This window comes from Vibrio sp. 10N.247.310.17 (assembly GCF_041466605.1).
In the GTDB taxonomy this organism is placed as follows: Bacteria; Pseudomonadota; Gammaproteobacteria; order Enterobacterales; family Vibrionaceae; genus Vibrio; species Vibrio tasmaniensis_A.
Genome location: NZ_JBFSTC010000042.1, coordinates 18,820 through 40,702, shown reverse-complemented (window position 1 = coordinate 40,702; position 21,883 = coordinate 18,820). Strand labels below are relative to the sequence as shown.

Below are 21,883 nucleotides of genomic sequence, written 5' to 3'. Positions count from 1 at the left end.
TCACTTACTACCGTTTTTGTTTTAAGTTCCCGCTAATCCGCGATGAACCTTTTTTAATGGCGTTAACTTGAAAAATAAGCGAGACGGTTAGTCTCGGTTAAGTTCAAGGAACTCTTCTACCTTTTTCACCATGTTCTTAGAACCGACAAAGAAAGGCACACGTTGGTGCAGTTCTGTTGGTTTTATATCCATGATGCGTTGGGCGCCATCGGAGGCAATACCGCCAGCTTGCTCCATGATGAAGGCTATTGGGTTGCACTCGTACAGCAGACGCAGTTTACCTTGAGGGTGGCTTTGTGTACTTGGGTATAAGTAGATACCGCCTTTCAGAAGATTACGGTGGAAATCTGATACTAGAGAACCGATGTAACGTGATGTGTAAGGGCGATTGTCGCTTGGCTCATTTTCTTGGCAGTACTTGATGTACTTCTTAACACCCGTAGGGAAGCGAATGTAGTTACCTTCGTTGATGGAATAAATCTTACCTTCATCAGGGATCATCATGTTTTCATGAGACAGACAGAAGGTGCCCAAAGATGGGTCGTAGGTGAAGCCATTTACACCTGCGCCAGTTGTGTAAACAAGCATAGTTGAAGAGCCGTAAATTACGTAACCCGCGGCTACTTGCTTGTGTCCTGGTTGTAGGAAGTCTTCTTGTGTTGGTGGGGTACCAACAGGCGATACTCGACGGTAGATAGAGAAGATTGTACCAACAGATACATTGACATCGATGTTTGAAGAACCATCAAGGGGGTCCATCAGAACGACGTATTTTGCGTTTTTGTTGAGCTCTTTATTGAAGGCGACAGCTTCGTCTTCTTCTTCACTTGCAACACCACAAACTTGATCACGAGCTTCTAGAGCCGCTTTAAACTTGTCGTTCGCGTAAAGGTCTAGCTTTTGCTGTTCTTCACCTTGAACGTTGTCTGTACCAACAGCGCCAGTGATGTCGACTAGACCAGCCTTGTTGATCTCACGGTTAACAATTTTTGCAGCAAGTCGAATAGACGACAAAAGGGATGATAGATCACCGCTTGCATGGGGGAAGTCACTCTGTTTCTCAACAATGAACTCACCAAGGGTGCGCATCTCAGACATGTTATTTCCTTAAACTTCTCTCAATATTAGGGGGATTTGAGCACTATAGAATTTGCCTCTTACTCGGACTTTATTCACCTAGACGCCTACTTAAATTCTAAAGGTTAGATCTTTTTAATGGTAATGAACTAAGCGACGCAGATCTCACTTACTATGTCGACTAAATTTGTTTTGCATTGCTACTCGCTTTTAATCGCCATTTAATGATAATGAGTGCAGTAGTTTGATTTAGACATGGTTCATTTAGCCAAGCGTTTGGAAGCAATTTATGCATATTCATATCTTAGGAATTTGTGGCACCTTCATGGGAGGTGCTGCGGTATTGGCTCGTCAATTAGGTCACAAGGTTACCGGTAGTGACGCGAATGTTTACCCACCAATGAGCACTTTGTTGGAGTCTCAAGGGATTGAAATTATTGAAGGGTTTAACCCAAGCCAGTTAGAACCAAGGCCTGATCTCGTGGTGATTGGTAATGCGATGAGTCGTGGCAACCCGTGTGTTGAGTATGTATTGGATAACAACCTTAGATACACCTCAGGCCCGCAATGGTTGCAAGAGTTCTTGTTGCATGATCGTTGGGTATTAGCGGTATCGGGAACGCATGGCAAGACAACAACATCGAGCATGCTGGCTTGGATTTTAGAAGACTGTGGCTATGCGCCTGGCTTCTTAGTGGGCGGCGTGTTAGGTAACTTTGGTATCTCTGCTCGCCTTGGTGAAAGCATGTTCTTCGTGGTCGAAGCTGACGAATACGACAGTGCTTTTTTTGATAAACGATCTAAGTTTGTTCACTACCACCCAAGAACCTTGGTAATGAATAACCTCGAGTTCGATCATGCTGACATCTTCGATGATCTTGAGGCGATTAAGCGTCAGTTCCATCATTTGGTTCGCACTGTGCCAAGTAATGGCCGTATTTTCTCACCGAAGCAAGATACCGCGATCCAAGATGTGTTATCTCGTGGCTGCTGGAGTGAAACTGAGTCGAGTGGTGAACTCGGTGATTGGGATGCCAAGAAGCTGGTTAAAGACGGCTCTAAATTTGAGGTGAACTTCCAAGGCGAATGTGTTGGAACCGTAGACTGGGATTTGGTTGGCGATCATAACGTCAACAATGCTTTGATGGCGATTGCAGCTGCGCGACATGTAGGGGTGACACCTGATTTAGCGTGTGAATCGTTGGCGAAGTTCATCAACACCAAACGTCGTCTAGAGTTTAAAGGCGAAGTGGCAGGCGTTTCTGTCTATGACGATTTTGCTCATCACCCAACGGCAATTGAACTTACGCTGGGCGGCTTACGTAATAAGGTCGACACGAAAAAAATAATTGCCGTTTTAGAGCCTCGTTCTGCCACGATGAAACGTGGAGTGCACAAAGAAACGCTGGCTGATTCGTTGAAGCAAGCGGATTCTACTTACTTATTCCAACCCGATAACATTGATTGGTCTGTTCAAGACGTGGCCGATGCGTGTCATCAACCCGCGCACGTGAGTGATGACATGGATGCATTCGTTGCTAAAATTGTCTCTGAGGCACAAGCGGGTGACCAAATCTTGGTAATGAGTAATGGTGGCTTTGGTGGTATTCACCAGAAACTGTTGGATGGATTGGCACTCAAAGGCTAACGCATCCACGACCTTATAATTTGAAGTAATTGAGAACATGACAAAACACGATAAAGCGATAACTCTGGCTTTCACTGGCGCATCCGGTGCGCCTTATGGCCTGCGTTTACTTGAATGCCTTTTGGCCGCCGATTATCAGGTCTACTTGCTGATATCATCGGCAGCACGAGTGGTGTTGGCGACCGAGCATGAACTTAAGTTACCTGCTGGGCCAGATGCTGCGAAACAAGCTTTGGTTAAGCATTTAGATTGCGATCCAGAAAAGCTGGTGGTGTGTGGCAAAGATGATTGGTTCTCACCGGTTGCCTCTGGTTCAGCAGCACCGAAGCAGATGGTGGTGTGTCCATGCTCTGCAGGAAGCTTGGCATCGATTGCTCATGGCCTATCAGATAACTTGATCGAGCGTGCAGCCGACGTGGTTATGAAAGAGCGAGGACAGTTGTTGTTGGTGGTTCGTGAGACGCCATTTTCTACGTTGCATTTAGAGAATATGCACAAACTCTCGACCATGGGCGTGACGATTATGCCTGCAGCTCCGGGTTTTTATCATCAACCTAAGTCGATTGAAGACCTGGTCGACTTTATGGTGGCACGTATTCTTGATCACCTTGGTATCGAGCAAGGTTTAGTGCCACGTTGGGGGTACGATCAACGTAATTGATCCAAACTTGATGGCTTATTGTTAAAAATCAAATTACAATCCTGAACACTCATCGGGGAGCGAACCATTCAAATAATGAATGCGAGCTGAGATCAAGCAGACACTTGGGACCCGTAAACCTGAACCAGATAATGCTGGCGTAGGAATTGAGTTAGGAACAACCTCTACCGTTCTCCTCCCTCAAACCTGTGCCGCTCAGACCATGGAGAGCGTCCAGTGAAATTAACATTAACAACTCTTGCTGTTACTACAGCCATCTCTTTTTCTGCCTTCGCTGCAGACAACACCTTAACGGTTTACACTTACGACTCTTTTGCTGCGGATTGGGGCCCTCGTCCTGCCGTTGAAAAAGCATTCGAAGAAAAGTGTGGTTGTGATGTGAATTTTGTCGCGTTAGAAGATGGTGTGTCTATTCTAAACCGCTTACGTCTTGAAGGTGGCAACAGCAAAGCTGACATCATTTTAGGCCTAGATAATAATCTCATGGCTGAAGCGAAATCTACGGGCTTATTGGCTGAGCACAGTGTTGATACATCATCTGTGACGCTTCCTAATGGTTGGAACGACAGTACCTTTGTTCCTTATGATTTTGGTTACTTTGCGTTTATCTATAACAAAGAGAAGCTAGCAAACCCGCCAAAGAGCCTGAAAGAACTGGTTGAGCAACGTGACGATCTTAAGGTTATCTATCAAGATCCACGTACATCAACACCAGGCCAAGGCATGATGCTATGGATGAAGTCGGTTTACGGTGATGAAGCAACTGCAGCATGGAAGAAGCTTGCTCAGAAAACGGTGACTGTGACTAAAGGCTGGTCTGAAGCTTACTCTATGTTCCTAGAAGGCGAGTCTGATTTAGTGTTGTCTTACACAACTTCTCCTGCTTATCACATCATTGCAGAAAGTGATTCTAAGTACGCAGCTGCAAGCTTTGAAGAAGGTCATTACACTCAAGTGGAAGTGGCAGCGAAGGTTAAAGGTAGCAAGAACGAAAAGCTTGCCGATGAGTTTATGGCATTTATCTTAAGTGATGAGTTCCAATCGGCGATGCCTACTGGCAACTGGATGTACCCAGTGACCGATGTTGAGCTACCAAAAGGGTTCGAGCAACTTACGGTTCCTCAGAAAGCGCTAAGCTTCACACCAGAAGAGATCGCCGAGAAGCGTAAGCCTTGGATTCGTGAATGGCAGAGTGCACTTACTTTTTAACTTACTTTTTAACTTACTTTTTAACTTACTTTTTAACTTACTATTTAGGAACATGAGTTTTCTAACGTACTTTTAAAAAACTAGCTTTCTGTATTTAAAGGTTCATTCGTTATGTTTGGAGTGAACCATTTACGGTAAAAAATCAATTTATGATAAAGAAAACACCTAAGGTCGGGGTTTGGGTTGCGATACTCATTACCGCCTTCGTGGTTTCAGCAGTTGGGGCATTGCTTAGCAATGCCCCTTCTCTTGATATCAGCCAAGTATGGTCCGATCCTTACTATTGGCATGTAACGAAATTCAGTTTCTATCAAGCGACACTCTCAACGGTGCTGAGTGTTGGCTTTGCTATACCTATTGCTCATGCTCTGTGTCGCAGACAATTTTTTGGACGGGCCTTGTTGTTAAGGCTGTTTGCTTCGACCTTGGTTTTACCCGTATTAGTTGGCGTATTTGGTTTGCTAGCTATTTATGGTAACAGTGGTTGGTTAGCTAAATTTCTGGCGAACTTCGATATTAAACTGCCATTCTCGATCTATGGGTTGAATGGTATTTTACTCGCACATGTCTTCTTTAACCTGCCTTATGCTAGCCGTTTACTTTTACAAGCTTTAGATACCGTACCTGCCGAGCAGCATAAGCTTTGTGCTCATTTGGGTATGAGTCATTGGAACAAATTCAGATGGGTTGAATGGCCTCGTTTAAGACAGCAACTGCCACATGTGTGTGGTTTGGTCTTCATGCTGTGTTTTACCAGCTTTGCTACCGTGATGGCACTAGGCGGAGGACCTAAATCAACCACTATCGAACTCGCTATTTATCAGGCGATTAAATTCGATTTTGACCTGCAGGCTGGTGCCTTGCTCGCGATATGGCAAATACTGCTGTGTGGTGTGCTAGCTGTGAGCATTCAACGCCTATCGAAACCTATTTCAGTGACAGCCAGTCAATTGTCGGAAGAGAAATATTTGGTTAAGGACAGCTGGTGGTCAAAAGCTTGGGATAGCTTTTGGATCATCACCGTCTCAATGCTGGTATTGCCGCCATTAGCTATGGTTATCGTCAGTGGCATTAACTCGCAGGCATTAATCGTACTGAGCAGCGAGCCGTTTTGGGCTGCGTTAATGACCTCGGTTAAAGTCGCGTCATTAGCAAGTGTTATCGCGGTTGGTATTGGTATCGCAATACTGCTGACTAGTCGAGCATGGCGCTTACAGAATAAGAGTTTTCGAGCAGATAAAATCGAGCTGATTGGCACTATTATCTTAGTTACTCCCGGGCTTGTGATCAGTACGGGTCTCTTCTTATTACTGCGTTCATTCACCGATGTTTTCAGCTTAGCTTTCTTTATCGTGATTGCAGTAAACAGTTTAATGGCGCTTCCTTACGTAATTAAAACCTTGGCTCAACCTATGCTGCATTTGTCTCAGCAGTATCAGTATGTGTGCGCAAGTTTGGGAATGACTGGTTTCACGCGTTTTAGGCTAGTGGAGTGGCGCGCATTGCGTAAACCGATGGCACAAGCCTTTTCGATCAGCTTTATGTTAGCAATGGGTGACTTAAGCGCGATTGCTTTGTTTGGTAGCCAAGATTTTAGAACTCTGCCCTTGTACCTATTCCAATTATTAGGCAGCTATCAAATGGAAGCCGCAGCTGTGGTTTCCGTGAGCTTACTGTTACTGAGTGTTGGCAGCTTTAGCCTGATTGAATTTTTATTTACTCGAAGATCTAAGCTCGATGCTAAAGAATTGAGGAACCGATGATGTTAGTGATGAAAGATGTAGACTACCACTATCACAGAGAGTTGTTTTGCTTTGATTTTCAAGCTGAGCAGGGCGATATTGTTGCGCTGATGGGGCCAAGTGGCGCAGGTAAATCAACGCTGTTGGCACTGGTTGCTGGGTTTATTGAGCCCACTTCGGGTGAGATCTCTGTAGCGGGACAATCACTGATTGGCAAAGAAGCACATCAGCGTCCATTAGCGATGTTGTTTCAAGAGCATAATTTGTTTGCCCATCTCACCGTACGTGAAAATATTGGCTTAGGCTTGCATCCAGGGTTAAAGCTTACGGCAACCCAAAAGCACGAAGTCGAACAGGCCGCTGCACAAGTGGGTGTCGCTGAGTATTTAGATAGATTGCCTGAGCACTTATCGGGCGGTCAACGTCAGCGTGTCGCGTTAGCTCGATGCTTTGTTCAGCCTCATGATATTTGGTTGCTTGATGAGCCTTTCTCTGCGCTTGACCCTTTGCTTCGTGAGGAAATGCTTAACCTTGTTAGGCGATTAGCCGCCGAGCGAAACATTACGGTATTGATGGTTACTCACCATTTAGGAGATGCACGCAGTATCGCAAATAAGTTCGTTTTTGTAGCGCTAGGTAAGGTGTTGGTTGCAGACTCGATAGAGACACTGACGGCTGAACATCCACAGCAAGAGCTAAGCTCGTTTGTTAAAGCGGGTGAATGATAATTTTTTCACTCCTGTGAGTATTTCGTAATATTGAGTGCGTCAAAAACAAAAAGACCTAGCATGCGCTAGGTCTTTTATTATCTTTCTGATTGAAGGGCGGCGAAGATTAGTCGCCTAGCTTTAGCTCTTTTAAGATTTGGAATATTTCACGAGAAGACTTAGCCGGTTTATTTGCCGCTTTCTCTTTGTTAGCTTGACGAGCGAGCTGACGAAGACGTTGACGGTCAGCTTCCGGGTACATTTCCATAACATCTGAAATGGCCGCATCGCCTTCTGCAACAACACGATCACGCAGTTGTTCTAGTTTGTGCAGTTCAACTGTTGCTTGAGAGTGTTTGTTGCGAATCTTATCTAAAGCCGCTTGAATTGGCTCTGGATCGACACTGCGCATTACTTTACCAATGTATTGAAGTTGACGGCGCTTCGCTTCATTTTTAAAGCGTTGTGCATCTTTAATCGCTTGTGCCAAATCTTCAGACAGCGGAAATTTGTCTAATACAGAAGGCTTTAGGTCAACAAGCTCTTCTCCCAGCTTTTGCAGGGCGTCCATGTCCGTTTTCATTTCTGTCTTACTTACCCAGATGATTTCTTCTTCTGGTTCCCATGGGGCTTTTTGGTTTTTGCGAGCCATCTTTTCTGCCTATGTCACTATCTCAAACGAATATATTGCCTATTTTAGCAAGAATCTTGGGGAGAAAGCGAAATTCTTGTTATCCTACGTAATATTGACCTAAAAAATTAGAATAGATATGGATGTAAAACAGCAAGTCGCCCAACAAAGAGTTGAGCTAGAAGCCGCAGTAGCTAAAGCGTTGGATATGGCATCAGTGAGTGCAGACGCCGCTGAGGTTGCTATTACTAAGTCAACGGGTTTAAGTGTTTCAACACGTATGTGTGAAGTGGAAAACGTTGAATTTAATAGTGATGGTGCTCTAGGTATTACTGTTTACCGCGGTCAGAAAAAAGGCAGCGCATCTACATCTGATCTGAGTGAGAAGGCAATTGCCCAAACAGTCGCGGCTGCGCTTGATATCGCTCAGTACACGTCTGAAGACCCGTTTGCTGGTCCTGCAGCAAAAGAATACATGGTACAAGAAATTCCAGACTTGGATCTTTTCCACCCTGATGAACCAAACCCTGACTATGCCGCTGAGATTGCGATTGCAGCTGAGAAGCAAGCGTTAGCTTATAGCGACAAGATCAAACAGAGTGATGGCGCAAGCTACGACAGCCATTATGGCGTTAAGGTTTATGGTAACAGCCATGGCTTACTAGCCAGCTACGCTTCAAGTCGCCATAGCACGAGCTGCTGTGTGATTGGACAAGGCGCTAACGGTGAGATGGAGCGAGACTACAGCTACACCGTTGCACGTCACCGTGATGAGCTATGGACGCCTGAGCGCGTAGGTCAAGAAGCAGCAGAAAAGACCATTAGCCGTTTGGATGCGAAAAAGCTACCAACAGGCCAATACCCAATAATGTTCGCTAACGATGTCGCTACTGGCTTGATTGGCCACCTTGTGATGGCGATCAGTGGTGGTAACCTATACCGTAAGTCATCGTTCTTATTGGATCACCTAGGTCAGAAAATTCTACCTGATTGGTTTAACATTTCTGAGCGTCCTCATATCTTACGTGGTTTGGCTTCAAGCCCATTCGATAGCGAAGGTGTGTTCACTCAAGATCGTGAAATCATCACTGATGGTGTGTTAGCAACTTACCTGCTAACCAGTTATGCCGCACGTAAAATGGATATGACACCAACAGGTCATGCGGGTGGTATTCATAACTGGTTCGTTAAATCAACGGGTCAAAACTTTGAGCAGATGCTAAAAGAACTAGGCACCGGCTTCCTTGTGACTGAAGTAATGGGTCAAGGCGTTAATACCGTGACCGGTGATTATTCACGTGGCGCAGCAGGTTTCTGGGTTGAGAATGGAGAAATCCAATACCCAGTATCTGAAGTGACGATCGCGGGTAACCTAAAAGACATGTTCACTCAGATTGTTGCGGTTGGTAACGATGTTGAAACGCGTTCACAAATTCAAACGGGTTCTATCTTGCTTGAGTCGATGAAAGTCGCGGGTGAGTAATTAAGTTAGCGCCAATATGATGAATTAAAAAAGGGAGCCGATGGCTCCCTTTTTGTTTTCTGTATTTCGCCAAAAATAGGCTAGCTGCTTATGATAACTAGATCAGTATGGTTGCTAAGCCTAAGAACACCGATAGGCCAATAACATCGGTTACTGTGGTCAGTGCCATACCGCCCGCAAGTGCTGGATCGATATTCATCTTTTTCAGCATTACCGGGATGGTTACACCGGCGATACCAGCGACAATCAAGTTGGTCATCATTGCAGCTGAGATGATGCCTCCCAGTATCCAGTTACCTTTCCAAGCAACCACTATACCGCCAATGATAACAGCCCATAACACGCCGTTTAGGAAGCCGATGGCCGCCTCTTTGAGTAGTAGTTCGCGTTTGTTACTGTCACCGATATGACCGAGTGCTAAACCACGAATCACAAGTGCAACGGTTTGGTTACCAGCAACCCCGCCCATTGAAGGTACGATAGTCATTAGAACCGCAATCGCTGCCATTTGGTCGAGTGTTGCTTCAAACATATTGGATACAGATGCAGCAGCAAGTGCTGCGAGTACGTTAGCACCCAACCAGACACTACGACGACGAGCAGATTTTACGACTGGAGCGAAGGTATCTTCGTCATCGTCCATACCCGCCATGCTCATCATTGAGTGCTCGGCATCTTCACGGATAACATCAACCACGTCATCGATAGTGATACGACCAACAAGATGCTGGTTACTATCAACAACGGGGGCAGAAACCCAATTACGACGTTCGAACAGACTGGCGATATCGGAAGCACTGGTTTCAACCGCAATCGCTTCGTCAGCATCTTCCATCACTTCGGAAACCTGAACATCGGGCTGAGTCGTTACTAGTGTGGTAAGCGATAGGTTACCGATCAGACGTTCTTCTTCATCAATAACATACAGAGCATCGGTTGCGTCGGGCAATTCGCCACGCATACGCATATAGCGCAATACAACGTCGACATCGACGTCGCCACGAATCGTGATTACGTCGGTATTCATGATCGCACCCGCTGAATCTTCTGGGTACGAAAGGGCGGTTTCTACTAATGCACGATCAACTGAGTCCATTTGAGAAAGGACTTCGCGAGAAACATCGTCGGGTAGGCTTCGAAGTACGTACGCGACGTCATCGGTTTCCATACCTTCTGTTGCTTCTGCCAAGGTTTCTGGTGCCATTTTCGACACAAGCGCATCTTTGACGTCTTCGTTTAGTTCATCAAGAATTTCACCGTAGTCTTCTGGATCGGTGAGTTGCCAGAGTACGTCACGACTTTTGCGAGGGGAGGCTTCTAAAAGGTGTGCAATATCTTCAGGTTCCATGTCCTGAAGTTGTCGACGTACGTGAACAAATCGGCCGTTTTCTAGGGCTTCGCTGACTTCTTGGAGGGTTTGGTGAGCTTGGTCGAATTCTAATTGCTCTGCCATATTTTCCTCCTATTTCATTATTCTAACAATGCTTGGAATAGTAACTTAATTCTGGGGCTTATTTAAATCATAAACTTAGCTAGAACTAAGATTTAATACTGGTTGGTTCGAAGTTTGAGTCTTCAGTGTTGTGAGTGACTCGTTTTCGCTACTCACCCTCATCAAACTTGTCTTCAATGAGGTGGCAAACAGCATCAAGTGCTTGTTGTGAATCGGTGCCTATAGCTTGGATCGTGATGTGTTGCCCTTGCGCTGATTCCAGCATAAGCAAACCCATCACACTGTCTGCAGTTGCGATTTTATCTTCTTCGCTATGGATAGTGATAGTTGCATCAAAACTTTGGGCAAGCTCAACCAATTTTACGGCTGCTCTAGCGTGAAGACCCAAGCGATTTTGGATCAGTACAGTTCGAGTTAATTCCATGGTTAGCCCTGTTGGTGCTTCTCTAGGGAGGCATGTCTGATTTGAACTTGATGACCGAGTTGTTCGAAGTATTCACCAATTTTCTGAGTTAGATAAACTGAGCGGTGTTTGCCGCCAGTGCAACCAATCGCGACCGTTAGGTAACTGCGATTATTCTTCTCTAACATGGGTAACCACTGCTCAACAAAGCCTTGAATTTGTTGCTTGAGCTCAAGAACTTCAGCGTGTTTCTCTAGGAAAGAGTGAATTGGTGCATCAAGTCCTGTCAATGGTCGTAGTGCCGGTTCCCAGTGAGGGTTTGGCAGAAATCGAACATCAAACACATAATCGGCATCACTTGGTAGGCCGAACTTAAAGCCGAAAGACTGAAAAACGATAATGAGTTCTTGTTTTTCTTTGCCCTCAACTTTGAAACGAACCTGTTCACTCAATTCGTAGAGGTTACAGTCACTGCTATCAATCACAATGCTGGCTTGCTCTACAAGAGGAGTCAGAAGTGTTTTTTCTAAATCAATAGCTTGTTCAAGAGAGAGTTTTTCTTGGCCGATCGATAAAGGATGAATTCTGCGTGTTTCGCTGTAGCGCTTGAGTAGCGTCTGTTTACTCGCATCTAGAAATAAGACGTTTAGGTCTATATCTGTGGCGGCTTCTAGCTGGTCTAGCGTTTCTGTAACTAACTGAGGCTCTTTTGGTAGGTTACGAATATCAATGCTAACAGCGACGTTTTGATTGATCTCGCGTACCGATTCGACGAAGTCGTTGAGCAGGTTTACTGGTAGGTTATCAACACAGTAATACCCCAAGTCTTCAAGAACTCGTAGCGCAACACTTTTCCCGGCTCCTGACTGGCCACTAACAACGATTAATCGCATGTTATTACTCGCAAGTTGGCACTTGAATCATGATGTCGTAAAGCTCTTGATCGCTTTGAGCATTACGCAACTGTTTAAGAGTCTGCTTGTCGTTAAGTCGCTCTGCCATACAAGAAAGGGTTTTCAGATGCTCTTTACATTGTTCACTAGGAACAAGTAGAGCAAACAGTAGATCAACTGGGCGGTTATCGATAGCATCAAATTCGATTGGGTCTTGGCATTGTATTAATACAGCAATCGCTTTATCACTGACATTCATGCGTGCATGGGGAATCGCAATACCGTTACCGATACCTGTACTGCCCATTTTTTCACGGCTCAGCATGCACTCAAACAGTTCTGTTGAATCTTGACCGTAGCTTTCTGCTGCGATTTGACTGATTAGCTCAAGGGCTCTTTTTTTGCTTGTGCATTGGACTGCACTTTTAGTGCAGTCCAATGAAAGTACTTCGCTTAATTGCATGTTAGTGACTACTTAGTTTTTCTTTGTGCTTGTTGAGTTGGCGAACAAGTTTATCAACCAATGAATCAATCGCGGCATACATGCTTTCATCTGTTGCTGTCGCATGAATTTCCCCTTGATTTATATGCAGGGTAGCTTCTGCGATTTGATTGATTTTCTCAACTTTTAAAACAACTTGAACACTATTGATATGATCAAAGAAGCGCTCAAGTTTGTCGAATTTGGTGTGAACATAGTCTTGCATTGAATCGGTAAGATCAACGTGATGGCCTTGAATATTGATTTGCATAGACTTTCCTTTTCAGTTGGTTGCCAGGTTACAACTAAATTAATAGTTAACTAATCAATCGTTAATGAATAAAGAGCTAACTACTTTAGTTTATAGCAGGCGTTTACGCTGACTCGATGGGGCAATGCCCAGAGATTCACGGTATTTCGCTATGGTACGTCTAGCTACCTGAATTCCTTGGTCAGCCAGTAAAGCAGCAATCTTACTATCACTTAGAGGCTTTGCGGTATTTTCCGCTGCGACAAGCTTCTTAATGAGTGCGCGAATTGCTGTAGATGAACATTCACCGCCATTGTCAGTGCTGACATGGCTTGAGAAAAAGTACTTGAGTTCGAAGATGCCACGCGGTGTGTGCATGAATTTTTGAGTCGTCACACGAGAGATCGTGGATTCGTGCATATCAACAGCTAAAGCCACATCATTCAATACCATCGGCTTCATGGCTTCTGCGCCATGTTCGAAGAAACCGCGTTGATGTTCAACAATACACCGAGCGACTTTTAGTAGCGTTTCATTTCGGCTCTCTAGGCTTTTAATTAGCCATTTTGCTTCTTGCAAATTTGAGCGGATAAATTGGTTGTCAGCGCTACTGCCTTTGCTACTAAGGGCCGCATATTGTTGATTCACTTTTAGTTTTGGCACGCTATCTGGATTGATGGTGACCAACCATTTCCCAAGCTCTTTGAAGACGGATACGTCAGGAACCACATACTCGGTTTCGTCTGGCGTGATCTTACTGCCAGGGCGAGGGTCCAGCTGTTGGATTAATTGCAAAACTTCGCGTAGTTCCGCTTCTTTCAACTTAGTCTCTTTGATAACCAGTTTATAATCGCGATTGCCGAGTTGGTCGATATGGCTAGTAAGTACTAACTTAGCTTCGTTAAGCCAAGGGGTATCTTGTGGGAAGGTCGCCAATTGCAGTAACAAGCAATCTTGCAGATTCACAGAACCGACACCTAGCGGATCAAACTGCTGAATTCGTTTACGAACGGCTTCAATTTCATCAAGCTCGATCTCTTCGTTGTCGAAGTTCTCAAGGATGTCTTCACAAGATACGGTCAGGTAACCGCGGTCATCGATAGCATCAATTAGCGCAAAAGCTATGCTGCGGTCAGTTTCAGTGAATGGTGTTAAATCGAGTTGCCAGAGCAGGTAATCGTATAGACTTTGTGTGGTTTCGCCTTGATAAACGGGCATGTCGTCATCAATCGCAATGCCAGTGTTACCTGTGTTTGCGCTGTAAACGTCTTCCCAAGTTGTATCGATTTCGAGTTCGTTGCCGATCTCTGATTTTTCGATCAAATCGGAGCTATCAGGTAAGTCTTGTTCTACTGTTTCAACTGTTTCTTTCTCGTCACTGCTAGGTTTTTCTTCCGATGTTGGCGTATCTTCATTGCCGTCTTCGACATCGAGTAGTGGGTTCGATTCAAGTGCTTCTTGAATCTCTTGTTGCAAATCCAAAGTAGACAATTGCAACAAACGAATCGCTTGTTGCAATTGAGGAGTCATTGCTAACTGTTGGCCTAGCTTAAGTTGTAATGAGGGTTTCATTCAGTGTTACTTACCTAGTTATTATTCTAAGAACTCTCGATACTCTCTATCTAATCATAGACGGAATTGTTCGCCTAGATAAACTTGTTTAACTTGTTCGTTATTGAGAACATCTTCAGGAGTTCCCTCAGCTATTAGATGCCCTTGACTTACGATGTAAGCTTTTTCACACACGTCTAATGTTTCACGAACGTTGTGGTCGGTAATCAAAACGCCTAAGCCGCGATCGCGTAAGTGAACAATGATTTTTTTGATATCGATAACCGATATAGGGTCAACACCGGCAAAAGGTTCGTCCAGAAGAATGAACTGAGGGTTTGCTGCTAGCGCACGAGCAATCTCAACACGGCGACGCTCACCACCTGACAAAGCCATACCATTACTCGCTCGAATATGTTGGATGTGGAACTCTTCGAGAAGGTCTTCCAGCTTATCTTGACGTTGCGCGTTAGTCATCTCATCGCGCGTTTGCAAAACAGCCATGATGTTGTCTTCAACTGACAATTTACGAAAAATGGATGCTTCTTGAGGAAGGTAACCGATACCAAGACGAGAACGACTGTGCATTGGTAAGATACTGATGTCTCGGTCGTCAATGCTGATAGTACCTTCATCACGCGCAACCAGGCCCACTATCATATAGAAAGAGGTGGTTTTACCTGCACCGTTTGGGCCAAGTAGCCCGACGATCTGACCTGACTCTACTTGCAAGCTAACGTCAGTCACAACTTTACGTTTTCCGTAGGTCTTCGCTAGGTTCTTTGCTGTAAGGACTGCCATGATTACTTATTCACTTCCGCTGGTTGTAAAACCGTTGATACTCGCTCACTGCTATCACTATCGGCAACCAATTTTTGAGAGGTGATCTGATAGGTAATCTTAGAGCCACGAATGATACTGCCATCTTGAGATAGCATCGCGTTCTTAGTCATGATCAATCTATCGGCAATCAACTGGTAATGTAAATCGTCAGCTTCACCATAGAGTGTTTTCCCATCGTCAGTAAGTTGAGAAAAGGTTGCGGGCTTTCCGAAACCTTGTATTTCTTCAATTTCACCGTTGACGGCATTACGTGTAACAATGACCTTATCGGCATTGATATTGATGCTACCTTGTTTAAGGTTCACATCGCCAAGAAAGGTTACTTGATTGCTTTTCATATCTAATTGCTGACTGTCTGAATCAATATAGACAGGCTGCTCGCTATCCGAAGATAGAGCATAGACATTAGACGCCGCAAGGGTCAAAGCCAATAAACTAAGGTGTGAGAGTTTCATATCTACCCTGAACAGAATTAAAGAGAGTCGCATTGTTGGTACCGAAGTTCCCTTTCATTGCTTGCCCCTCATTTTCAAAAAATGTACCGATCATATGGACCGGAGTGTCTGAATAAAAATCTCGGCTAGTCAGTTCAACAACCATTTTATCTGTGGTCATTGTATCGAAGCTAGCATCTGGCAACAGGTTTTTCGCCACAACATTGTCATAAAAAGTGATGACTTGATTTTCATCCATAATTGCGCGATCAGCGGTCACTCGCCATTCTATCGTATGCCCTTCACGGAATACTGAAAGAATAGGGTCTTGAAAGTGCGTATCGCCAACGACCGAGTAGTGCTCTAGATTAGTTGATTCAACTCGGTAGCTACGAATACCGCTTTCGCCATAGCTAATGTTATCAAGATTCTTTCCGCTAAACGCAGGCAGTTCCAAGTTTGGATCTACTTGTATCGTCGAAGTTTGCTCTTTGTCGTACAAGTAATAGGCCGACCAAGAGGCAATAAAGATGAGTATTAAGTAGATAATACGATTAAAACTCATATGCTTAAACCTTTGTGCACGTCGAGTTCGTTTCTTGCTTGTAAAATAAGGTCGCAGACTTCACGTACTGCACCGTAACCGCCGTTAATGGTTGTTACGTAGTTGGCTCTTTGTGCAAGCAATGGGTGACCGTCTGCCACACATACCTTCAAGCCAACCTTTTCCATTACAGGCCAGTCGATTAAATCGTCTCCGATATAACCTGTGTTTTCAGGATTAACTGAAAGTTTATCGCAAATGTCTTGATATGCTTTAACTTTATCATCCTGACCTTGATAAATTAGCTTAATACCGAGAGCGGTCATTCGATTCTCAACAATTTGAGATTTACGGCCAGTGATGATTGCGATTTCAACGCCCGCGTTCATCAACGACTTAATGCCGTAACCGTCGCGCGTATGGAAAGTTTTTAGCTCTTCACCGTTGTTACCCATGTAGATGCGGCCATCAGAGAATACGCCATCGACATCGCAAATCAGCAGTTTGATCTCTTTTGCTATCGCAAATACACGTGAATCCACTGTGCCGTAAAGGGTTTCAATTGCCTGTGACATTACATTACTCCTGCTTTCAGTAAGTCATGCATATTTAAAGCGCCTACTAATTTGCCACTATCACACAACATCAAGCCATTGATGCTCTTAGCTTGCATCAAATTTAAGCCCTCAACTGCGAGCATGTTTGGTTCTGCTACCGTTGGGTTCAGTGTCATTACATCGCCGATCTGCGTGCTATGAATATCAATACGTTTATCTAAGATACGGCGTAAATCACCATCGGTAAAAATGCCCTTCATTTGGCCATCTTCACCGACGATTGCCGTCATACCCAAGCCTTTTTGAGATATCTCTAACAGGGCATCTCGAACTAGTGCATCCGGAGCAACAGTTGGGAGTGAATCGCCGGTGTGCATGATGTCGTCTAGTTTCAACAGCAGTTGACGGCCCAAAGCACCACCAGGATGAGACAGTGCAAAATCTTGAGCGGTAAAACCTCTTGCTTGTAAAAGGGCAACGGCTAATGCATCACCCATAACCAAAGTAGCGGTAGTACTGGTTGTTGGTGCTAAACCTAGGGGACACGCTTCTTCGGGTACTGAAATCTGTAAATGAATATCAGATAAAGTCGCCATGTTTGATGCTGGCTTGCCTGTCATGCTGATAATCTTAATGTTTAAACGCTTTAATACTGGGAATAGGCTGAGGATTTCTCCTGATTCACCTGAGTTGGATATTGCTATCACAATATCGCCAGGTTCGATCATTCCCAAATCACCATGCGCCGCTTCACCTGGGTGTACAAAGAAAGCCGATGTACCAGTGCTTGCCAGTGTAGCTGCTATTTTGTTACCAATGTGGCCTGATTTTCCCATGCCCATCACTACGACTTTGCCTTTGTTGTTCAGGATTAGGTCGCAAGCTTTGCTAAAATCATCATTAAAATATTGGTCTAATTGCGTGAGACCTGCAACTTCAGTTTCCAAAACTTGTTTTGCAACGCTGCAATAATCAAATGGCTGAGACATCAAATACTCCAAGTACGGGAAGTTAAATCAACAATTAAGCTGACATGTTCATTAGTAGGTAACTTTGATATGCCACAAACGTCACGATTAACACGCCGCCTTCGATACGATTCACGCTACGAGATTTTCCTAGTGCCATGATAACAAGGAGTAGTGATACGCCTAGCATAACCCAGAAGTCACGACCCATTGCAAACTCGCTCAAGATTGAAGGGTTTAGGATGCCCGGGATACCCATCACGGCAAGGATATTGAAGACGTTTGAGCCAATGATATTACCCACAGCCATATCATCTTCACCTTTCATAACACCAGCTAGTGATGCTGCAAGTTCAGGTAAACTTGTGCCAACGGCAATAATGGTTAAACCAATCACAAGGTCGCTCATACCAAAGAACTTCGCGATAACAACCGCGTTATCAACCAACATGTTGGCCGCTAGAGGTAGAATAATCAGGCCAACCACCACCCACATTGCGGCTTTGGGGTTGCTCACGCCTTCAGGAACTTCAGATTCTTGTTCGTCAAGAAAGGCATCACCGTTCTTTTTCTCACTACGGCTGATTTGCAGCATCGCAAATAAGAAAGCGGCAAAAAGAACAAACAACAACACACCTTCATAGAAACCTAAGTGATTATCCCAAAGCAGTGCGCCCGCTAATAGAGTGACACCTATCATTAAAGGTAGTTCACGACGAATCACACCAGAGCTAATCGATAATGGCTTGATAAGGGCTGTAATACCTAAAATCAGCGCGATGTTAGCGATGTTTGAGCCTAATACGTTACCTACCGCCGTATCGGTTTTACCATCAAGGGCTGCGGTAGCAGAAACCATCATTTCAGGAGCTGAAGATCCCATTGCTAAGATTGTCATACCGATAACTAGTGGTGAAATACCGAAGTTGCGAGCAAGAGCAGCGGCACCGTAGACCAGCTTATCTGCACTCCACACCAAAAAACCTAGACCGATAATAAGAAACGCAATCGCTTCAAGCATGATGATTCCTAAAAATTAATAAAAAACGGAGAATTAACCGCTAATTTTGACTTGTTGCTAGATAAAAGGGAAGTCACTCGACAAATTAATTGCCAGTTAGTGGTAAAGAAATGTTGATGAGGAATGAATTTCTCAATGCTTTCAAATCCCTGCCTTTGTTTTCTGTTTTTAATAATTAATTGAACAGCGCTTTTAATTCTAAAGTAGACTCATTATTATTGCAGCCATAATTGGCGTTTTTAAAGCAAGGAAACAACAAAAGTATGTTGAACACTGAGCTTGTGAAAGTTAAGAATCTCAGCTTCTCACGCGGTGAACGAATTATCTTTGATGACATCAGTTTAGAAGTTCCTCAAGGAAAAATAACCGCGATCATGGGGCCGTCAGGGATCGGTAAAACAACCTTATTACGTCTGATTGGTGGACAATTACCACCAGATGAAGGTGAAATTTGGTTTGATGGCGACAACATCCCTGCATTGCCACGTCGAAAGCTATATCAAGCACGTAAGAAAATGAGCATGCTTTTCCAATCGGGGGCACTTTTCACGGATCTTAATGTCTTTGATAATGTGGCGTTTCCTTTGCGAGAGCACACTGAACTTAACGAAAAATTCATTCGCACCATTGTATTGCTTAAGCTTGAGGCGGTAGGGTTGCGAGGCGCGGCGCAATTAATGCCGAGTGAGTTGTCTGGTGGTATGGCGAGACGAGCGGCGTTGGCCCGTGCGATCGCATTGGACCCAGAACTTATTATGTATGATGAGCCTTTTGTTGGCCAAGATCCAATCACCATGGGTGTTTTGGTTGAGTTGATTCGTAACCTCAATCAAGCCTTGGGTTTAACCTCTATTGTCGTTTCTCATGATGTCCCTGAGGTGATGAGCATTGCTGATTGGGTTTATCTGATGGCTGATGGAAAAATTATTGCTGCAGGTTCTCCTGATGAGTTGTACAACAACAGCGACCCAAGAGTGCAGCAATTTTTGCAAGGTGAATCGGATGGCCCTGTGCCATTTAGGTTTCCTGCTAATAGCTTAGAAAAGGATTTGTTTGAATATGATTGCTAAAACTATTGCGGGTGCCGGTAAGCGTGCACTTGCGATCTGTGAGTCATTTGGTCGAGCAAGCCTAATGCTATTTGGGGCTTTGTTTGGCATCCCGAAACTAAAAAACTTCCCTCTATTAGTTAAACAATTTTATAGCGTTGGCGTTCAGTCATTGGCTATCATTTTAGTTTCGGGTTTGTTTATTGGCATGGTACTCAGTCTGCAGGGCTATGTCGTATTAATCGACTATGGCGCAGAGGGTAACCTTGGGCAAATGGTCGCGCTCTCGTTGTTACGGGAATTGGGCCCTGTGGTGACAGCACTTCTGTTTGCTGGCCGTGCGGGTTCAGCATTAACGGCTGAGATCGGCTTAATGAAAGCAACGGAACAGATCTCTAGTCTTGAGATGATGGCGGTTGATCCTCTTAAACGCATTATTGCGCCACGTCTCTGGGCCGGCCTTATTTCTATGCCACTGCTCGCTATGATCTTTATGGCGGTCGGGATTTGGGGTGCTCAGTTAGTCGGTGTGGATTGGAAAGGTATTGACCACGGCAGTTTCTGGTCTGCGATGCAGTCTTCCGTTGAGCTTGGCCGTGATATTGGTAACAGCATGATCAAATGCATGGTCTTCGCTATCACCGTAACTTGGATCGCACTTTTTAATGGTTATGATGCAGTACCGACATCCGAAGGTATTAGTCAGGCAACCACACGCACAGTAGTACACTCTTCTCTAGCGGTATTAGGGCTAGATTTTGTTCTTACCGCATTGATGTTTGGGAATTAATCATGCAACAAACTCGAAAATTAGAATTATGGGTCGGCACCTTTGTTATTGCCGGAATTTGCGCAATCTTAATCATGATCTTTCAAGTCGCTGACGTAAAAGGTATAGGTTCAAACCATACTTATAACCTAAAAGCGACCTTTGACAATATTGGCAGCCTAAAGGTTCGCTCACCAGTAAAGGTGGGGGGCGTCGTTGTTGGTCGAGTTCAAAGTATTGAACTTGATACTGAGAGCTACCTTCCTGTGGTTGAACTGTCTATTGATGCGAAGTACTCACAATTTCCTGATACCTCTAGTGCTCAAATCTTAACGTCGGGCTTGATCGGTGAGCAGTACATCAGCTTAGTTCCAGGCTTCATCTTTGAAGATGAAGAGATGTTGGTTGATGGTGATTCTATCGAAGACACCAAGTCGGCATTAGTATTAGAAGATTTGATTGGCCAAGTGCTGTATAGCGTTGGTGGTTCTAATGACAGTGAAGCAAAGGAATAAGATGATGTTGAAAACTATTAGTCACTTGAAAGCTATTGGTTACTTGAAATCAATGTTTATGGCGGCAATGGCTTTACTTATTTCGGCTCAAGCTTTTGCTGCAGAGTCGATTGATCGTACTCAGCCATACCAGATGATGACTCAAGTTGCGGAAGAGGCTTTCGCCCGTTTGAAAAACGAGCAAGAGAATATCCATCAAGACCCAGAGTTACTGAAGGTCATCGTGGAAGAAGAGTTGATGCCTTATGTGAATGCTCAATATGCGGCGCTGAAGTTGCTAGGGCCGAACTTGAAAGGTGCAGATAGAGGAGACGTGCGCGTATTTATTGATGCATTTCGTAAATATCTCGTTTCTTCTTATGCTCAAGTGTTAACTCAATATACAGATCAGACGATTAAATTTGGTCCAGAACCAACAATTAAAACAGATAGCCGTATTACCAGTATTAAGGTTGATATCATTGATACGCCTCGACCAAACATTAACCTTGAGTTTAAACTGCGCAAAGATAAGAAGTCAGGTGAGTGGAAGGCATTTGATATGGTTGCCGAAGGTATAAGCCTGCTATCAAGTAAGAAGTCTGAGTGGAACACTAAGATTCGTCAAGAAGGCATCTTACAAGTAGCTGACGAACTCGAGAAACTGGCTTCTCAACCGATTCGTTTTGAGAGTAATAAATAATGAGCCATTCTCAATGGCAAGCGCTAAGCTCTAAAGAATATCAACTTCTTGGTGATATAGATCGAGATAGTGTACCTGCAATCTGGCGTATATTGGAAAAGTGGCAAACGACGGAATCGAGCGTTGAAATTGACCTTAGCCATATAAATCGAGTCGATTCAGCCGGAATGGTGATGCTAATTCACTTATTAGAGCATGCAAAAAATCAAAACTGTCATATAATGCTCAATTTCGTGCCAGAACAATTACGAACGTTGTTCCAATTGAGCAATATCCAGCCAATGATGGCAGAACACATAAAAAATTAGGCAG

Annotated in this window: 25 protein-coding genes and 1 riboswitch; of the genes, 11 read left to right on the top strand and 14 right to left on the bottom strand. The window is 44.4% G+C overall.

The features are described 5' to 3' along the window. Positions 1-87: 87 nt before the first annotated feature. Positions 88-1,098 carry a class 1 fructose-bisphosphatase gene (gene fbp, locus AB6D80_RS13155; protein ID WP_009847754.1) on the bottom strand — a complete coding sequence of 337 codons (1,011 nt, stop codon included), beginning with the start codon at positions 1,096-1,098 and terminating at the stop codon, positions 88-90. A gap of 268 nt (positions 1,099-1,366) precedes the next feature. Here fbp and mpl point away from each other — a divergent pair, with 268 nt between their 5' ends. The 5 genes from mpl (at position 1,367) to thiQ (ending at position 7,062) form a co-directional block, all read left to right on the top strand. Beyond that, positions 1,367-2,725, top strand: a complete 1,359-nt coding sequence (gene mpl, locus AB6D80_RS13150) for a UDP-N-acetylmuramate:L-alanyl-gamma-D-glutamyl-meso-diaminopimelate ligase (RefSeq protein WP_371702485.1) — start codon at positions 1,367-1,369, stop codon at positions 2,723-2,725. A gap of 37 nt (positions 2,726-2,762) precedes the next feature. Further along, a complete protein-coding gene (locus AB6D80_RS13145; RefSeq protein WP_009847752.1) occupies positions 2,763-3,386 on the top strand; it encodes a flavin prenyltransferase UbiX in 624 nt (207 codons plus the stop codon). A 43-nt stretch (positions 3,387-3,429) separates the two neighbouring features. Beyond that, positions 3,430-3,549: riboswitch (TPP riboswitch) on the top strand. A gap of 53 nt (positions 3,550-3,602) precedes the next feature. Next, positions 3,603-4,595, top strand: a complete 993-nt coding sequence (gene thiB, locus AB6D80_RS13140; protein WP_009847751.1) for a thiamine ABC transporter substrate binding subunit — start codon at positions 3,603-3,605, stop codon at positions 4,593-4,595. 149 nt (positions 4,596-4,744) lie between these two features. Next, complete coding sequence (gene thiP / locus AB6D80_RS13135) at positions 4,745-6,358, top strand: thiamine/thiamine pyrophosphate ABC transporter permease ThiP (RefSeq protein ID WP_371702483.1); 1,614 nt, start codon at positions 4,745-4,747, stop codon at positions 6,356-6,358. Further along, the gene (thiQ, locus tag AB6D80_RS13130) at positions 6,358-7,062 is read left to right on the top strand and encodes a thiamine ABC transporter ATP-binding protein (protein ID WP_009847749.1); all 705 of its coding nucleotides are present in this window, start codon (positions 6,358-6,360) and stop codon (positions 7,060-7,062) included. Before thiP ends, thiQ begins: the two co-directional genes overlap by 1 nt. Before the next feature lie 109 nt (positions 7,063-7,171). Here the strand turns inward: thiQ and yjgA are convergent, their stop codons facing one another. After that, on the bottom strand, positions 7,172-7,696 hold the full coding sequence (gene yjgA, locus AB6D80_RS13125) for a ribosome biogenesis factor YjgA (protein WP_009847748.1): 525 nt from the start codon (positions 7,694-7,696) through the stop codon (positions 7,172-7,174). A 118-nt stretch (positions 7,697-7,814) separates the two neighbouring features. On the opposite strand from yjgA, the gene pmbA reads away from it, so the two are divergent. Next, positions 7,815-9,158 (top strand): metalloprotease PmbA, encoded by a 1,344-nt coding sequence (gene pmbA / locus AB6D80_RS13120; protein ID WP_372188700.1) that lies wholly within the window; start codon positions 7,815-7,817, stop codon positions 9,156-9,158. Between the two features lie 97 nt (positions 9,159-9,255). Here pmbA and mgtE read toward each other — a convergent pair whose 3' ends face one another. The 12 genes from mgtE to AB6D80_RS13060 form a co-directional block, all read right to left on the bottom strand. Beyond that, the gene (mgtE, locus tag AB6D80_RS13115) at positions 9,256-10,611 is read right to left on the bottom strand and encodes a magnesium transporter (protein WP_017100033.1); all 1,356 of its coding nucleotides are present in this window, start codon (positions 10,609-10,611) and stop codon (positions 9,256-9,258) included. Between the two features lie 148 nt (positions 10,612-10,759). Next, positions 10,760-11,035, bottom strand: coding sequence for an HPr family phosphocarrier protein (locus tag AB6D80_RS13110; protein ID WP_372087454.1), 276 nt, complete (start codon positions 11,033-11,035; stop codon positions 10,760-10,762). 2 nt (positions 11,036-11,037) lie between these two features. Then, the gene (gene rapZ, locus AB6D80_RS13105) at positions 11,038-11,907 is read right to left on the bottom strand and encodes an RNase adapter RapZ (RefSeq protein ID WP_017097544.1); all 870 of its coding nucleotides are present in this window, start codon (positions 11,905-11,907) and stop codon (positions 11,038-11,040) included. Positions 11,908-11,911: 4 nt separating this feature from the next. Then, on the bottom strand, positions 11,912-12,370 hold the full coding sequence (gene ptsN / locus AB6D80_RS13100) for a PTS IIA-like nitrogen regulatory protein PtsN (RefSeq protein ID WP_372188699.1): 459 nt from the start codon (positions 12,368-12,370) through the stop codon (positions 11,912-11,914). 1 nt (position 12,371) lies between these two features. Further along, positions 12,372-12,659 carry a ribosome hibernation promoting factor gene (gene hpf, locus AB6D80_RS13095; protein ID WP_009847742.1) on the bottom strand — a complete coding sequence of 96 codons (288 nt, stop codon included), beginning with the start codon at positions 12,657-12,659 and terminating at the stop codon, positions 12,372-12,374. A 90-nt stretch (positions 12,660-12,749) separates the two neighbouring features. Further along, the gene (locus tag AB6D80_RS13090; protein WP_009847741.1) at positions 12,750-14,210 is read right to left on the bottom strand and encodes an RNA polymerase factor sigma-54; all 1,461 of its coding nucleotides are present in this window, start codon (positions 14,208-14,210) and stop codon (positions 12,750-12,752) included. 54 nt (positions 14,211-14,264) lie between these two features. After that, a complete protein-coding gene (gene lptB, locus AB6D80_RS13085) occupies positions 14,265-14,990 on the bottom strand; it encodes an LPS export ABC transporter ATP-binding protein (RefSeq protein WP_009847740.1) in 726 nt (241 codons plus the stop codon). A 2-nt stretch (positions 14,991-14,992) separates the two neighbouring features. Continuing rightward, positions 14,993-15,487 carry a lipopolysaccharide transport periplasmic protein LptA gene (gene lptA, locus AB6D80_RS13080; RefSeq protein ID WP_009847739.1) on the bottom strand — a complete coding sequence of 165 codons (495 nt, stop codon included), beginning with the start codon at positions 15,485-15,487 and terminating at the stop codon, positions 14,993-14,995. Further along, positions 15,468-16,031 (bottom strand): LPS export ABC transporter periplasmic protein LptC, encoded by a 564-nt coding sequence (gene lptC / locus AB6D80_RS13075; protein ID WP_012604869.1) that lies wholly within the window; start codon positions 16,029-16,031, stop codon positions 15,468-15,470. The genes lptA and lptC overlap by 20 nt, the downstream gene beginning before the upstream one ends. Further along, on the bottom strand, positions 16,028-16,585 hold the full coding sequence (gene kdsC / locus AB6D80_RS13070; protein WP_086048681.1) for a 3-deoxy-manno-octulosonate-8-phosphatase KdsC: 558 nt from the start codon (positions 16,583-16,585) through the stop codon (positions 16,028-16,030). Before kdsC ends, lptC begins: the two co-directional genes overlap by 4 nt. Beyond that, entirely contained in the window at positions 16,585-17,556 is a 972-nt protein-coding gene (gene kdsD / locus AB6D80_RS13065; protein ID WP_372188697.1) for an arabinose-5-phosphate isomerase KdsD, read from the bottom strand. Before kdsD ends, kdsC begins: the two co-directional genes overlap by 1 nt. Positions 17,557-17,590: 34 nt before the next feature. Next, positions 17,591-18,556: a calcium/sodium antiporter gene (locus AB6D80_RS13060; RefSeq protein ID WP_009847735.1), complete on the bottom strand. Its 966-nt coding sequence runs from the start codon at positions 18,554-18,556 to the stop codon at positions 17,591-17,593. Between the two features lie 263 nt (positions 18,557-18,819). On the opposite strand from AB6D80_RS13060, the gene mlaF reads away from it, so the two are divergent. From mlaF to AB6D80_RS13035, 5 genes are read left to right on the top strand one after another with little or no spacing between them, the layout of a single operon-like run. Next, positions 18,820-19,626, top strand: coding sequence for a phospholipid ABC transporter ATP-binding protein MlaF (gene mlaF, locus AB6D80_RS13055; protein ID WP_009847734.1), 807 nt, complete (start codon positions 18,820-18,822; stop codon positions 19,624-19,626). Then, a complete protein-coding gene (gene mlaE / locus AB6D80_RS13050; RefSeq protein WP_372188696.1) occupies positions 19,616-20,395 on the top strand; it encodes a lipid asymmetry maintenance ABC transporter permease subunit MlaE in 780 nt (259 codons plus the stop codon). Before mlaF ends, mlaE begins: the two co-directional genes overlap by 11 nt. Positions 20,396-20,397: 2 nt before the next feature. Continuing rightward, on the top strand, positions 20,398-20,889 hold the full coding sequence (mlaD, locus tag AB6D80_RS13045; RefSeq protein ID WP_372188694.1) for an outer membrane lipid asymmetry maintenance protein MlaD: 492 nt from the start codon (positions 20,398-20,400) through the stop codon (positions 20,887-20,889). A 4-nt stretch (positions 20,890-20,893) separates the two neighbouring features. After that, positions 20,894-21,571 (top strand): ABC transporter substrate-binding protein, encoded by a 678-nt coding sequence (locus AB6D80_RS13040; RefSeq protein WP_371695551.1) that lies wholly within the window; start codon positions 20,894-20,896, stop codon positions 21,569-21,571. Continuing rightward, entirely contained in the window at positions 21,571-21,879 is a 309-nt protein-coding gene (locus AB6D80_RS13035; RefSeq protein ID WP_372188693.1) for a lipid asymmetry maintenance protein MlaB, read from the top strand. Before AB6D80_RS13040 ends, AB6D80_RS13035 begins: the two co-directional genes overlap by 1 nt. Positions 21,880-21,883 lie beyond the last annotated feature (4 nt).